General features: G+C 72.2%; 11 protein-coding genes, 2 pseudogenes and 1 riboswitch. Of the genes and pseudogenes, 9 read left to right on the forward strand and 4 right to left on the reverse strand.

The genetic code is table 11. The features are described 5' to 3' along the window. The first annotated feature begins 28 nt into the window (after positions 1 to 28). Positions 29 to 195: riboswitch (cyclic di-AMP (ydaO/yuaA leader) on the forward strand. Between the two features lie 13 nt (positions 196 to 208). Both QFZ76_RS37060 and QFZ76_RS37065 read left to right on the forward strand, forming a co-directional pair. Beyond that, positions 209 to 976 (forward strand): M23 family metallopeptidase, encoded by a 768-nt coding sequence (locus tag QFZ76_RS37060; RefSeq protein WP_307677763.1) that lies wholly within the window; start codon positions 209 to 211, stop codon positions 974 to 976. Between the two features lie 234 nt (positions 977 to 1,210). Further along, a complete protein-coding gene (locus QFZ76_RS37065) occupies positions 1,211 to 1,906 on the forward strand; it encodes a GntR family transcriptional regulator (RefSeq protein WP_307677764.1) in 696 nt (231 codons plus the stop codon). Between the two features lie 126 nt (positions 1,907 to 2,032). Here the strand turns inward: QFZ76_RS37065 and QFZ76_RS37070 are convergent, their stop codons facing one another. Then, positions 2,033 to 2,314: an HPr family phosphocarrier protein gene (locus QFZ76_RS37070; protein ID WP_266432854.1), complete on the reverse strand. Its 282-nt coding sequence runs from the start codon at positions 2,312 to 2,314 to the stop codon at positions 2,033 to 2,035. A 178-nt stretch (positions 2,315 to 2,492) separates the two neighbouring features. On the opposite strand from QFZ76_RS37070, the gene QFZ76_RS37075 reads away from it, so the two are divergent. The 4 genes from QFZ76_RS37075 to QFZ76_RS37090 all read left to right on the forward strand — a co-directional run bounded on the left by QFZ76_RS37075 (position 2,493) and on the right by QFZ76_RS37090 (position 7,902). Next, complete coding sequence (locus QFZ76_RS37075) at positions 2,493 to 5,345, forward strand: bifunctional GNAT family N-acetyltransferase/acetate--CoA ligase family protein (protein WP_307677765.1); 2,853 nt, start codon at positions 2,493 to 2,495, stop codon at positions 5,343 to 5,345. A gap of 91 nt (positions 5,346 to 5,436) precedes the next feature. Further along, positions 5,437 to 6,033, forward strand: coding sequence for a DUF5998 family protein (locus QFZ76_RS37080; RefSeq protein WP_307677766.1), 597 nt, complete (start codon positions 5,437 to 5,439; stop codon positions 6,031 to 6,033). Then, entirely contained in the window at positions 6,033 to 7,235 is a 1,203-nt protein-coding gene (locus QFZ76_RS37085) for an alkaline phosphatase family protein (RefSeq protein ID WP_307677767.1), read from the forward strand. The genes QFZ76_RS37080 and QFZ76_RS37085 overlap by 1 nt, the downstream gene beginning before the upstream one ends. 49 nt (positions 7,236 to 7,284) lie before the next feature. Then, positions 7,285 to 7,902 (forward strand): thymidine kinase, encoded by a 618-nt coding sequence (locus tag QFZ76_RS37090; protein WP_307677768.1) that lies wholly within the window; start codon positions 7,285 to 7,287, stop codon positions 7,900 to 7,902. A gap of 20 nt (positions 7,903 to 7,922) precedes the next feature. On the opposite strand, the pseudogene QFZ76_RS37095 reads toward QFZ76_RS37090, so the two are convergent. Beyond that, positions 7,923 to 8,262, reverse strand: a pseudogene (locus QFZ76_RS37095) (hypothetical protein); the annotation flags it as partial. On the opposite strand from QFZ76_RS37095, the pseudogene QFZ76_RS51920 reads away from it, so the two are divergent. Beyond that, positions 8,234 to 8,527 (forward strand): annotated as a pseudogene (locus tag QFZ76_RS51920) (enterochelin esterase domain-containing protein); the annotation flags it as partial. The pseudogenes QFZ76_RS37095 and QFZ76_RS51920 overlap by 29 nt on opposite strands. Positions 8,528 to 8,588: 61 nt before the next feature. After that, positions 8,589 to 9,401 (forward strand): esterase family protein, encoded by an 813-nt coding sequence (locus QFZ76_RS37100; RefSeq protein ID WP_307677769.1) that lies wholly within the window; start codon positions 8,589 to 8,591, stop codon positions 9,399 to 9,401. Here QFZ76_RS37100 and QFZ76_RS37105 read toward each other — a convergent pair. Further along, positions 9,320 to 10,123 (reverse strand): VOC family protein, encoded by an 804-nt coding sequence (locus QFZ76_RS37105; RefSeq protein WP_307677770.1) that lies wholly within the window; start codon positions 10,121 to 10,123, stop codon positions 9,320 to 9,322. The two genes, QFZ76_RS37100 and QFZ76_RS37105, sit on opposite strands and share 82 nt — an antisense overlap. 297 nt (positions 10,124 to 10,420) lie before the next feature. Here QFZ76_RS37105 and QFZ76_RS37110 point away from each other — a divergent pair, with 297 nt between their 5' ends. Next, entirely contained in the window at positions 10,421 to 11,272 is an 852-nt protein-coding gene (locus QFZ76_RS37110; RefSeq protein WP_307677771.1) for a sulfurtransferase, read from the forward strand. A 106-nt stretch (positions 11,273 to 11,378) separates the two neighbouring features. Here the strand turns inward: QFZ76_RS37110 and sepH are convergent, their stop codons facing one another. Further along, a complete protein-coding gene (gene sepH / locus QFZ76_RS37115) occupies positions 11,379 to 12,440 on the reverse strand; it encodes a septation protein SepH (protein ID WP_266432834.1) in 1,062 nt (353 codons plus the stop codon). Positions 12,441 to 12,855: the final 415 nt, after the last annotated feature.

A 12,855-nucleotide genomic window follows, 5' to 3' on the forward strand; every position in this document is an offset into this window, starting at 1 on the left:
TCAGGCACCGCGCCGCACCCGCGGCACCGGGCAGCCATCGCCGAGTCCCCACATGGCGCGAGCCAGGGGAGCCGGGGACCCACACCACAAGTCCCTGGGGTGAATCGGACGCCCGCGCGCATCGCGAGGGGGCCCGTAGGAGACCTTCCTGCTCCGAACCCGTCAGCTAACCCGGTAGGCGAGAAGGAAGGAAAGGATCAGCCACTACATGGCGTTCACCTGCGCCACCGGGAAGCATCGTCGTCCCAGCCGGATGAAGCGCACCACCGCCCGTGCGGCGGGTGTCGCGGCCCTCACCACCACCGGTGTCGTCGGCACCCTGGCCGCCCCGGCGCTTGCCGCCGAATCCGCCGTCGAGCAGACCGGTTTCATCCCTGTCATCTCCACCGGCGACTCGATCGCCGACCAGATCGACGCCCAGGCCGCCGCCCAGAAGCAGGCCGCCGAGGAGGCCGAGGCCCAGAGGAAGGCCGCTGAGGAGGCCGCGCGCAAGAAGGCGGCCGCCGAGGCCAAGGAGGCGCGCGAGATCAAGGAGCGCGCCGCCCGCGAGGCCGAGCGCAAGCGCCTCAACTCCTACGTCGCCCCGATCTCCGGCTCGTACATCTCGACCGGCTACAAGACCGGCGGCGCCGTCTGGTCCTCCGGCAGCCACACCGGCGTCGACTTCCACGCCGCGAGCGGCACTTCTGTCCAGGCGGTCGGCTCCGGCACGGTCGTCGAGGCCGGCTGGGGCGGGTCGTACGGCAACAACATCGTGATCAAGATGAACGACGGCACGTACACCCAGTACGGCCACCTGTCGTCCATCGGCGTCTCCGTCGGCCAGACGGTCACCCCGGGGCAGCAGATAGGCCTCTCCGGCGCCACCGGCAACGTCACCGGGGCGCACCTGCACTTCGAGGCCCGCACGACCGCGGAGTACGGCTCGGACATCAACCCCGTCGCCTACCTCCGCTCGCACGGCGTGAACGTCTGACGCTCGCGCCCGCGAACGTCCCACGCGCGCGTTCCGGCAACGTCTGACGACAGACGGCTCCCGTCCCGAAGCCCCGGCTCCCCGAGCCGGGGCTTTCGGCGTTTCAGACGGCCGTCTGTCCAAAAAATATCCATGGATTCTGGTCCGCCATCGGAAATTCTCGCTGATTGCAATAGAGTCACTGAACACACGTCAATCGTCGACGTTTCACGGGGATTAAAGCGGAGGTCGGTCATGCGTATTCCGGCGCACTCGGTATGCACGGCGATCCGGGACGACATCGTCGCGGGTGTCTACGAGCGCGGCAGCCGGCTCACCGAGGAACTGCTCGCGCGCCGCTACGGCGTCTCGCGTGTCCCCGTCCGCGAGGCCCTGCGCACGCTGGAGGCGGAGGGCTTCGTGGTGACCCGGCGGCACGCGGGCGCGTGCGTCGCGGAACCCACCGAGCAGGAGGGTGCCGACCTGCTGGAGATGCGCATGCTCCTGGAGCCGCTCGGTGCTTCCCGGGCCGCCCAGCGGCGCACCGAGGCCCACCTCAAGGTGCTGCGCGGCCTGGTCCGGCTGGGCCAGGAGCGGGCCAGGCGGGGCAACAGCGAAGACCTGCGCTCCCTGGGGGCCTGGTTCCACGAGACGCTCGCGCAGGCCTCCGGCAGTGCCGCGATGACCTCGATGCTGACCCAGCTGCGCCACAAGATCGCCTGGATGTACACGGTGGAGGCGCCGGCCAACCCGGTGGAGTCGTGGGCGGAGCACGGCGCGATCGTGGACGCGGTGGCGCGTGGCGACAGCGAACGCGCGCGGGCGCTCACGGCGCTGCACACGGAGCGCGCGACGGCGGCGCACCGGCTGCGATTCACCGGCGGCGGGGAGCGGCCGGACCGTGTGAGGAACTCGCAACCTCCCGTAAACATGACGGGCCTGCGGCATTAACACGGGCACCGTATACAAAGAGGGGATAATTCGCGGGGGATTATTTCCGCTGCCCGTGCGCGGGAAATGCGAAGGGCTCGCCCGATAATTCGGACGAGCCCTTCGTGGCAAACGTGAATTGCTTGCTCAGACGGTCTCGGGGAGTTCTTCGAGACCTTCGGAGACCAGCTTCGCCAGACGGTCGAGGGCCACGTCGGCGCCCTCGGCGTCGGAGGCGAGGATGATCTCCTCGCCGCCCTGGGCGCCCAGACCGAGGACGGCCAGCATGGAGGCCGCGTTGACGGGGTTGCCGTCGGCCTTGGAGATCGTCACCGGGATGCCTGCGGCCGTGGCGGCCCGGACGAAGATGGAAGCGGGGCGGGCGTGGAGACCCTCGGCCCAGCCGACGTTGACGCGGCGCTCAGCCATGTGATGCTGCCCTTCGGTGTATCAGGTTGTCTAGACCAGTTTCCCATATCGTGAAGCATGCCCGGAGCGGTCCTTCGTCCCGCCCCGCGGCGTCGTCGGACCGCGGCCTCGGTCCGGCTTCTCGTCCTCCACAGACTGCCTCGCGCCGTTGTCGTACGCGAGCCGTACTCTGGGGCCCATGCAGACCTCGTCGGACCGGCACGAGTATCCCGCCCACTGGGAGGCCGACGTGGTGCTGCGCGACGGGGGTACCGCGCGCGTCCGGCCCATCACCGTTGATGACGCCGATCGCCTCGTCAGCTTCTACGAGCAGGTGTCGGACGAGTCGAAGTACTACCGCTTCTTCGCGCCCTACCCTCGTCTGTCCGCCAAGGACGTCCACCGCTTCACGCACCACGACTTTGTGGACCGGGTGGGACTCGCGGCCACCATCGGCGGCGAGTTCATCGCCACCGTACGCTACGACCGCATCGGGTCCGACGGCATGCCCGCCTCCGCCCCGGCCGACGAGGCAGAGGTCGCCTTCCTCGTGCAGGACGCCCACCAGGGACGCGGCGTCGCCTCCGCCCTCCTCGAACACATCGGCGCCGTCGCGCGCGAGCGGGGCATCCGGCGGTTCGCCGCGGAGGTGCTGCCCGCCAACAACAAGATGATCAAGGTCTTCAGGGACGCCGGGTACACCCAGAAGCGCAGCTTCGAGGACGGCGTCGTACGCCTGGAGTTCGACCTGGAGCCGACGGACCGCTCGCTCGCCGTGCAGTACGCGCGCGAACAGCGCGCCGAGGCGCGGTCCGTGCAGCGGCTGCTCATGCCCGGGGCCGTCGCCGTGATCGGGGCCGGGCGGGCGCCCGGCGGTGTGGGCCGCAGCGTGCTCGACAACATCAGGGGCGCCGGATTCACCGGTCGGCTGCACGCCGTGAACAGGGCCCTCCCCGAGGAGCAGAAGGAACTCGGCGGGGTGCCCGCGTACCGGTCGGTGCGGGACATCGACGGGCCCGTCGACCTCGCGGTCGTCGCCGTGCCCGTGGAACACGTCCCCCACGTCGTCGAGGAGTGCGGACTGCACGGCGTGCAGGGGCTGGTGGTGCTCACCGCCGGGTATGCCGAGAGCGGGCCCGAGGGGCGCGAGCGCCAGCGCGAACTCGTCCGGCACGCGCGCGCGTACGGCATGCGGATCATCGGGCCGAACGCGTTCGGGATCATCAACACCTCCCCGCAGGTCCGGCTGAACGCCTCGCTCGCGCCACAGACCCCCCGGCCCGGCCGGATCGGCCTGTTCGCCCAGTCCGGCGCGATCGGCATCGCCCTGCTCTCCCGGCTGCACCGGCGCGGCGGCGGGGTCACGGGGGTCACGGGTGTGTCGACGTTCGTGTCGTCCGGCAACCGGGCGGACGTGTCCGGCAACGACGTCCTTCAGTACTGGTACGACGATCCCGACACCGACGTCGTCCTCATGTACCTGGAATCCATCGGCAACCCGCGCAAGTTCACCCGGCTCGCCCGGCGTACGGCGGCCGCGAAGCCGCTGGTCGTGGTGCAGGGGGCGCGGCATGGGGGAGCGGCGCCGCAGGGGCACGCCGTACGGGCGACGCGGTTGCCGCACGCCACGGTGTCCGCGCTGCTGCGGCAGGCCGGGGTGATCCGGGTCGACACGATCACCGAACTGGTCGACGCGGGGCTGCTGCTCGCGCGCCAGCCGCTGCCGGCCGGGCCCCGGGTGGCGATCCTCGGGAACTCCGAGTCACTGGGGCTGCTGACGTACGACGCCTGCCTCGCCGAGGGGCTCAGGCCGCTGCCTCCGCTGGATCTGACGACCGGCGCCTCGCCCGAGGACTTCCACGGGGCGCTGTCCCGGGCGCTCGCGGACGACGCGTGCGACGCGGTGGTCGTCACGGCGATACCGGCGGTGGGGGAGGAGGCGGCCGACGACGCGGACGCGGCACTGGCGGAGGCGCTGCGATCGGCGGCCGAGCGAGTCCCCGGGAAGCCGGTCCTGGTGGTGCACGTGGAACTGGGCGGGCTCGCGGAAGCGCTGTCGGCCGCGGCGAGCACCGCACCCCAGGCGAGTTCACCGGCGCCCGGCACGGTCGGCCGCGACCACCCGTTCCGTGCACTGGACCGACTGGCCGTCAAGGCGGCGGACGACGCGCCCGCCCCCGAGAACTGCTCCCGCCTCATCCCCGCCTACCCCGCCGCCGAACGAGCCGTCCGCGCCCTCGGTGAAGCCGTGAAGTACGCCCAGTGGCGGCGCGAGGCGGCCGAGCCCGGCAAGGTCCCCGAGTACGAGGACATCGACGAGAAGGGGGCCGCCGAGCTGATCGAAGGGCTGCTCGCGCGGGGGCAGGGGCTCACCCTCGGTACCGAGGAGACCTGCGAGCTGCTCGGGAAGTACGGCGTGCACGTCCACCGCGCGCTGCCCGCACCCGGCCCCGAGGACGCCGTCGCCGCCGCCCGCACCCTCGGCTACCCGGTCGCCCTCAAGGCCACCGCCCCGCACCTGCGCCACCGCGCCGACCTGGGCGGCGTACGCCTGGATCTCGCGGACGAGGAACAACTGCGGCGGGCGTACGCCGAGTTGACCGAGCTCTTCGGGACGCCGGAGGAGCTGCGGCCGGTCGTGCAGGGGATGGCACCCCGCGGGGTCGACACCGTGGTCAGGGCCGTCATCGACCCGGCGGCGGGGGCCGTACTGTCGTTCGGGCTGGCCGGGGCGGCCTCGCAGCTGCTCGGGGACATGGCGCACCGGCTGGTTCCGGTCACCGACCGGGAGGCGACCTCGCTGGTCCGGTCGATCCGGACGGCGCCGCTCCTGTTCGGCTGGCGCGGCTCGACCCCCGTCGACACCCCGGCCCTGGAGGAACTGCTGCTGCGCGTTTCCCGGCTGGTCGACGACCACCCGGAGGTCGTTGCGGTCACCCTGGAGCCGGTCGTCGTCGCCCCACGCGGGCTGAGCGTCCTCGGCGCGTCCGTGCGGCTCGCACCGCCGCCGGCCCGCGACGACCTCGGCCCGCGGACACTGCCCGCGTACTGAGCGAGGTCTCCCCGCACGGATCCCCCGCACGGATCCCCCGCACGGATCCCCCGCACCGAGCGGTGCCTCGCAGTCAGTGGGTCCCCGTAGGATGGACGTCATGGCCAAGACCAGTACGACGACCCAGGGGCTGCGAGCGGCGATCGAGCGCAGCGGTTACTACCCGGCCCTCGTGGCCGAGGCGGTGGAGGCCGCTGTGGGCGGCGACACCATCCAGTCGTACCTGGTCCACCAGGAGACCACGTTCGACCAGAACGAGGTGCGGCGGCATGTGACCGTCCTCGTCCTCACCGGCACCCGCTTCATCGTCAGCCACACCGACGAGCAGGCCGCGGACACCACGTCCCCGACGCCGTACGCCACCACCTCCACCGAGTCCGTGAAGCTCGGCCGGATCTCCTCGGTCGTGATCAGCCGCGTGGTCGCCAACCCGGAGCAGTACGTGCCGGGCACCCTGCCCCGCGAGATCGTGCTGACCATCGGCTGGGGCGCCGTCTCCCGTCTCGACCTGGAGCCCGCCGCCTGCGGTGACCCCAACTGCGAGGCCGACCACGGCTACACCGGCAGCTCGACGGCGGACGACCTGAGCCTCAGGGTGAGCGAGGCCGGGGACGGCCAGGAGACGGTGCGCCAGGCGCTCGCCTTCGCCCAGGCCATCTCCGAGGCGACCGCGGACGTCACCCGCTGATGGCTCAGCCCGCCTCGGCCTGGGACCACCACCCGCAGCCGCTCGCCCCCGCCTCCGCGCCGGCCCCCGAGTACGGCACCGGCTCGCTCGCCGACCTGCTGCCCACGCTGGCCGCGGGCATGGCCGTACCCGGCATGACCGCCGCCATCCCGGAACTCACCGCCGCCGACCGGAACTGCGTGTTCCTGATCGACGGTCTCGGCTGGGAACAGCTGAGGGCCCACCCGGACGAGGCGCCCTTCATGACCTCGCTCCTCGCCAGCTCGCGCGGCGGCACCGGCCGGCCCCTGACCGCCGCCTTCCCGGCCACCACCGCCACCTCCCTCGCCTCCGTCGGCACCGGCCGCCCGCCCGGCGCCCACGGCCTGCCCGGCTACACCGTGCGTAATCCGGACACCGGCGCGCTGATGAACCAGCTGCGCTGGCAGCCCTGGACCTCGCCGGGGGTCTGGCAGCCGTACCCCACGGTCTTCCAGCTGGCCCACGAGGCGGGGGTGCACGCCGCCCAGGTGTCCTCCCCGAGCTTCGAGAACACCCCGCTGACCAAGGTCGCGCTCAGTGGCGGAACGTTCCACGGGCGGCTGTCCGGCGAGGACCGGATGGATCTCGCGGCCGAGCAGCTGGCCGCCGGCGACCGCTCCCTGGTCTACACGTACTACGCCGAGCTCGACGGCGCCGGCCACCGCTTCGGCCTGGACTCCGACAACTGGCGCGGCCAGCTCATGTACGTCGACCGGCTGGTCCAGCGGCTCGCCGAGCAGCTGCCGCCGAACACCGCGCTCTACGTCACCGCCGACCACGGCATGATCGACGTCCCCTTCGACGAGCAGCACCGCATCGACTTCGACGAGGACTGGGAGCTGCGCGCCGGGGTCGCCCTGCTGGGCGGCGAGGGCCGCGCCCGCCACGTCTACGCGGTCCCGGGCGCCGAGAACGACGTGCTGACCTGCTGGCGTGAGGTCCTCGGCGAGCAGTTCTGGGTGGCCTCGCGGGACGAGGCGATCGCGGCGGGCTGGTTCGGCCGGCCCGACCAGATCGAGCAGCGCGTGTACGGCCGTCTCGGCGACGTAGTCGCCGCCGCCCGCGACGACGTGCTCATCATCGCCTCCCAGCGGGAACCCAAGGAGTCGGCGATGGTCGGCAACCACGGTTCGCTGACCCCTGCCGAGCAGCTGGTCCCGCTGCTCGAAGTACGCTCCTGACGCTTCACCCGCCCCTGTGTCCCCTGTGCTGAAAGGTGCTCGACTCGCCATGCCCGAGCTGGTGTTCTTCTCCGGAACGATGGACTGCGGGAAGTCCACGCTGGCTCTCCAGATCGAGCACAACCGCTCGGCCCGCGGCCTCCAGGGCGTGATTTTCACCCGCGACGACCGCGCCGGCGAGGGCAAGCTGTCCTCGCGGCTCGGTCTGGTGACGGAGGCGGTCGAGGCCGGGCCGCACATGGACCTGTTCGGCTACGTCGTGGCCGAGATCGAGCAGGGCTGCAAGGTCGACTACCTGATCGTGGACGAGGCGCAGTTCCTCTCCGCCGAGCAGATCGACCAACTGGCGCGCGTGGTGGACGACCTGGGCCTGGATGTCTACGCCTTCGGCATCACCACCGACTTCCGCACCAAGCTGTTCCCCGGCTCGCAGCGCCTGATCGAGCTGGCGGACCGGATAGAGGCGCTCCAGGTGGAAGCCATGTGCTGGTGCGGGGCACGCGCCACGCACAACGCCCGCACCCTGGGCGGCGAGATGGTGGTGGAGGGCGAGCAGGTCGTCGTGGGCGATGTGAACCGCCCGGCGGCGGAAATCGGTTACGAGGTGCTGTGCCGACGCCACCACCGCCGCCGGATGACCAGCTCCTCGGCGGCCCTCGCTCTCTAACAGGCCGACGAGGGCTTCGCTCAAGGTCGGGTCAGTTCGGAGGGTGCGGGGGCATGAGGAGCGGGCACGTCGCCGCCCACCCCGTGTCGCCACAGCCGTGCGTACGCCCCGTCGGCCGCCAACAGTTCGTCGTGGGAGCCCTGTTCGACGATCCGGCCGTGGTCGAGGACGACGATGCGGTCGGCGCGGGCCGCCGTGGTCAGGGACATGCCCCGCTCGCCGACCTCGGTGTCGTATTCGTCGGGCAGCGCGCTGACGAACCCGTGCGCGTCGGCGGCGCGGGCCGCTTGCCTCCACCTCGGCGTCGGTGGCGTCGGGGCGGCCGTGCGCGATGTTGTCGCGGATCGAGCAGGAGAAGACCCTGGGCACCCCGTTCGTCGAGGAGCTGCCGGGCGAACCGGCCCACCGCGCGGTCACGTTCCTCTGGCGAGGCGACGGTGGCACCCGCAGAGTGCCGCTGCTGGCCAACCGCCTGATCGACCGCGAGCATCTGACGGACGCCCTGCTGGAGCGGGTCCCCGACACCGACGTCTGGCACCTCGGCCTGAGACTGCGCGCCGACCATCGGGGCTCCTACCGCATCGCCGCCGAGACCGAGGCACCGCCGACGGACCCGGCGGATCTCCAGCGGCACCTGCGTGACCTGTCGGCCCGGGCCACCCCGCGACCCGCTCAACCTCCAGTACATGCCGACCCGTTGGGAGTCCGCGGACAGCTCGGTCTACGCGTTGCCGGAGGCGCCGGCATGGCCGTCGAAGGACCGGGACGGCGCTCGACCGGCCGGGCGCGTGGAACGACACCGGGTCCCCACGAAGGCACTCGGCGGCGAACGCGACGTATGGATCTACCTGCCGCCCGGCCACGACGACGGCGACCCGGCACCCGCGCCCCTACCCGTCCTGGTGCTCGGCGACGGCGACATGTGGCTGGCCCGCCTCGACCTCGCCCGCACCCTCGACGCGATGATCGCCGACGGGTTGCTGCCGCCGCTGGCGGTCCTGTCACCGGACGGCGTGGACCGTCGCACCCGCTGGCTCGAACTGGGCGGACGCGAGGAGTTCGTGACGTTCCTGTCCGACGAACTGCTCCCCTGGGCGACGGCCCGCCGCCCCCTCACCACGCACCCGCGGCGCACGGTCGTCGCAGGCCAGAGCCTCGGCGGAGCGACCGCCCTGCACGCGGCCCACCAGTCCTCGTCCCTCTGGTGGCGCCCAGGCCTCCCCCCGGGCGTCCCCAGGACCGACCCCACGGACCCGCCCTGGCTCCTGACCCGCTACGCAACAGCGCCCCGCAGAACGGTCACCGTCCACCTGGACGTAGGCCTCCACGAGGGCGCGATGGTCGACAAGACCCGGCCCTGTACGACACCGCTGATGCCGGTCGCGACGTCGGTCCAGCACGCCGCCCGGCCCCGCCCTCAGCGCGCCACTTGGATCAACGAGAACCACGCCCCCTCGGGGTCCGCCACCGTGGCCACCCTCCCGTGCGCGCTGTCATGAGGCGGCTTGAGGACGTGGCCGCCGAGGTCCACGACCAGGGCGACCGCCTCGTCCGTGTCGGCGGCCTCGAAGTACGTCATCCAGTGCGGGCCGCGGTCCCGGGGGAGGGCGTTCCCCACGCCGTGGAGGCCGGCGACGGGGCGGCCGGCGATGTGCAGGGTGACGTAGTCGAAGTCGGCGGACACCACCGGCTCCTCCTCGTAACCGAACACGGTCTCGTAGAACTTGGCGACGCTCGGGGTCTCGAAGGTCAGCAGCTCGTGCCAGGCCGGTGTGCCCGGGACGCCGGCGATGGACGTGCCGAGGTGGGCCGCCGCCTGCCAGACGCCGAAGACCGCGCCGGCGGGGTCGGAACCGATCACCAGCCGTCCGGCGTCACCCGCGTCCAGCGGCCCCACCCCGACGGTGCCGCCGCACAGCCGTACCGTTTCGGCGGTCAGGTCCACGTCCTCCGAGGCGAGGTAGGGCGTCCAGGCGACGGGAAGGTGGCGGTCGGGCGGCAGTTGGCCGATGCCGGCCACCTCGTGTCCGTCGAGCAACGCCCGGACGTAGGGACCGAGCTGCTGCGGGCCCGGTTGGAACTCCCAGCCGAACAGCGAACCGTAGAACTCCTCGGTCGCCGCCAGCCCGTGCACCATCAGGCTCACCCAGCAGGGCGCGCCGGGCGCATTGCGGGCGTGTGTCTCGCCGTTCGGGCCGGCCGACCCCCTTGCCTCGGTCATCGTCACTCTCTCCTCGGCCCCTCGCGGTGCCGTGTCGCTTCCGCACTGACGGACCCCCGTGCCGATGCTCGCACCCGTCGTGGTGCCATGCGCTCCGGGCGCGCCGCCGTGCGCCGGTCCGTGACCGGAGAATGCCCGTCGCGTGGTCCCGCGTCCGTTGCCGCGCGATGACCGACGGGGGGCGGTCGGCTGTACAGTATGTGCCCGATCCCGTACGCCTCGTGATCGGGCCTGTCCGGCCGAGCAGAGTAGCCGGACATGAACGATGCGGCCACCCCGTTTGCAAGGATGGTGGCCATGAATGCCATCATCTCCGCATCCGAACTCGCGAGCGACCTGGCGGCGGGCCACCCGCCGGTCCTGCTCGACGTCCGCTGGCAGCTGAGCCTGGCCAAGTCGGCCGGGGAGCCGTCGTTCGACGGCCGTGCCGAGTACGCGGCCGGGCACATTCCGGGCGCCGTCTACGTCGACCTGGACTCGGAGCTCGCCTCCGCGCCCGGCGAACGCGGCCGCCACCCGCTGCCCGACCTCGCGGAGTTCGGCGCGGCCATGCGCCGGGCGGGCGTCTCGGCCCGGACGCCCGTGGTCGTCTACGACGGCGGAAAGGGCTGGGCGGCCGCCCGCGCCTGGTGGCTGCTGCGCTGGACGGGTCACCCGGACGTGCGTGTCCTCGACGGCGGGTTGCCGGCCTGGCAGGGCGAGTTGTCGGTCGAGACGCCCGAGCCGGCCGCGGGGGACTTCCAGCCGGCGCTGGGCACGACCGGGCTGCTCGACGCCGACGAGGCGGCGGCGCTGGCGCGTTCCGGCGTACTGCTGGACGCACGGGCGGCGGAGCGCTACCGGGGTGACGTGGAGCCGATCGACCGGGTCGGCGGACACATCCCGGGCGCCGTCTCCGCGCCCACCACGGACAACGTGACGGCCAACGGACGCTTCCTGCCCGCCCAGGAGTTGGCCGACCGCTTCAAGACCCTCGGCGCCGGCGGCGGCTCGGAGGTCGGCGTCTACTGCGGCTCCGGCGTCTCCGCCGCGCACCAGGTGCTGGCCCTGGCGGTGGCGGGCGTCCCGGCCGCGCTGTACGTCGGCTCCTGGTCGGAGTGGTCGTCGGACCCGTCGCGCCCCGTCGCCGTGGGACCCGATCCGCAGTAGGCGTACGAGCAGTAGGCGTACGAGCAGTAGGCGTACGACGGGAAGGGCCCGCACCGACCGGCGCGGGCCCCTCCTGACGTCGTACCGCCTGATGTCGTACGGCCGACTACTCCTGCTTCTTGCGCCGCGTCCCGAACACGATCTCGTCCCAGCTCGGCACAGCCGCCCGGCGCCCCGGGCGGACGCCGTCCGCCTCGGCCTGGCGGTCGGTGGAGCCGATGAGGCGGTCGCGGTGACTGCCGACGGAACGGGGCATGAGAACGTCCGCGTAAGCCGAACCGGCCGAGGCCGCGGGAGCCGGGGGCTCCTCGGCATCGGGCTCCGGGGCGGGTTCCTCCTCCGCCTCGGGGGTCTCCGAGGGGCGCTCCGGGACCACCAGGTCGCCCCGGAAGCTCGGCACCGCCTCCAGCAGGCTGGTCAGCGAGTCCCGTTCGCTCGCACTCGCCGTCGCGGCCGTGCCCTCCTCGGCGGGCTCGGGCGGCGGCGCGGGCAGGCTCGGCCGCTCCCGGTCGAGGGCGCGGTCCAGCGGACGGTCGCGCGGCAGCCGTGCGATGCGCGGCACGAAGGGAAAACTGGGCTCCGGCGAGGCGGCGAGGTCCTCGGACTCGCCGATCAGCGAGCGGGCCTCCTCGTCGACGGCCTGGACGAGCCGCCGGGGCGGGTCGTACGTCCAGCTCGCCGAGTGCGGTTCGCCCGCGACCCGGTAGACCAGCAGGACTTCCCAGGTGCCGTCGTCGCGGCGCCACGAATCCCACTGGACGGTGTCCTTCTCGGCACCGCGCAGGGTCAGCCGCTCCTGGACGGTCTCGCCCAGCTGCGGGCCCGCGTTCTCGCCCGGGCGGCGGACCGGAGTCTTCCGGGCCCGCTCGGCCATGAACGCGCGCTCGGCCAGCACGGGACCCTCGAATCGCCGTACGCGATCGACGGGGATGCCGGCCATCTGTGCGACCTCTTCCGCGGTCGCACCGGCACGTATACGCGCCTGGATGTCGCGGGGGCGGAGATGGCTCTCCACCTCGATCTCGATCTGGCCGAGGCGGGGACGGTCGCCGCGTACAGCGGCGCGCAGACGCTCGTCAATCGGAAGCGTGTACTCCGTGCTGTCCGCAGCCTTCAGCACCAGCCGTGTGCCGTCATTCGAGACGGCCACGACACGCAGTTCGGGCATGGGGACCTCCCGGGTGGTGCCTGCCGACGTCACGTGCGTCGCTGCTTCCGCTAGTCGAGTGTGGCCTGCCCGGGTGCAGCCTGCCACAACCTTGCCGAGTTGCCCGGCGTGTCGGGCGCGGGCCCTGGACCGCCGTTATGGCACGGTTACCTATTCGCAACGCTAAGTGACCAACTCCGTCACCCTGTGCAACTAGCCCCCTCCAGGCGGTCCTTGAAGCCACGGACGCCCTGGCGGGAGACCTGACCCAGGGCTCGCAACAGTACTCCATTCGGGCCACCTGCGTGGATTGGCACGCCGCCCAACTTCTGACGAGAGGCGGCACTTGGCCGCCGTGGCGCGGTTTTCCGGGAAATTGAACGTGGCGTACTTCACGTAAACATCAGAAACGGAACTCTGTGCGGGGAGTTGGAGA

The organism is Streptomyces sp. V4I2 (assembly GCF_030817655.1).
Lineage (GTDB): Bacteria > Actinomycetota > Actinomycetes > Streptomycetales > Streptomycetaceae > Streptomyces > Streptomyces plumbiresistens.

Excerpts from the sequence above, each read along its gene's own strand:
- QFZ76_RS37110 (WP_307677771.1), top strand. The coding sequence starts at position 10,421 with ATGAATGCCATCATCTCCGCATCCGAACTCGCGAGCGACCTGGCGGCG.
- QFZ76_RS37105 (WP_307677770.1), bottom strand. The coding sequence starts at position 10,123 with ATGACCGAGGCAAGGGGGTCGGCCGGCCCGAACGGCGAGACACACGCC.
- QFZ76_RS37080 (WP_307677766.1), top strand. The coding sequence starts at position 5,437 with ATGGACGTCATGGCCAAGACCAGTACGACGACCCAGGGGCTGCGAGCG.
- sepH (WP_266432834.1), bottom strand. The coding sequence starts at position 12,440 with ATGCCCGAACTGCGTGTCGTGGCCGTCTCGAATGACGGCACACGGCTG.
- QFZ76_RS37060 (WP_307677763.1), top strand. The coding sequence starts at position 209 with ATGGCGTTCACCTGCGCCACCGGGAAGCATCGTCGTCCCAGCCGGATG.
- QFZ76_RS37090 (WP_307677768.1), top strand. The coding sequence starts at position 7,285 with ATGCCCGAGCTGGTGTTCTTCTCCGGAACGATGGACTGCGGGAAGTCC.
- QFZ76_RS37100 (WP_307677769.1), top strand. The coding sequence starts at position 8,589 with ATGCCGACCCGTTGGGAGTCCGCGGACAGCTCGGTCTACGCGTTGCCG.
- QFZ76_RS37075 (WP_307677765.1), top strand. The coding sequence starts at position 2,493 with ATGCAGACCTCGTCGGACCGGCACGAGTATCCCGCCCACTGGGAGGCC.
- QFZ76_RS37065 (WP_307677764.1), top strand. The coding sequence starts at position 1,211 with ATGCGTATTCCGGCGCACTCGGTATGCACGGCGATCCGGGACGACATC.
- QFZ76_RS37070 (WP_266432854.1), bottom strand. The coding sequence starts at position 2,314 with ATGGCTGAGCGCCGCGTCAACGTCGGCTGGGCCGAGGGTCTCCACGCC.
- QFZ76_RS37085 (WP_307677767.1), top strand. The coding sequence starts at position 6,033 with ATGGCTCAGCCCGCCTCGGCCTGGGACCACCACCCGCAGCCGCTCGCC.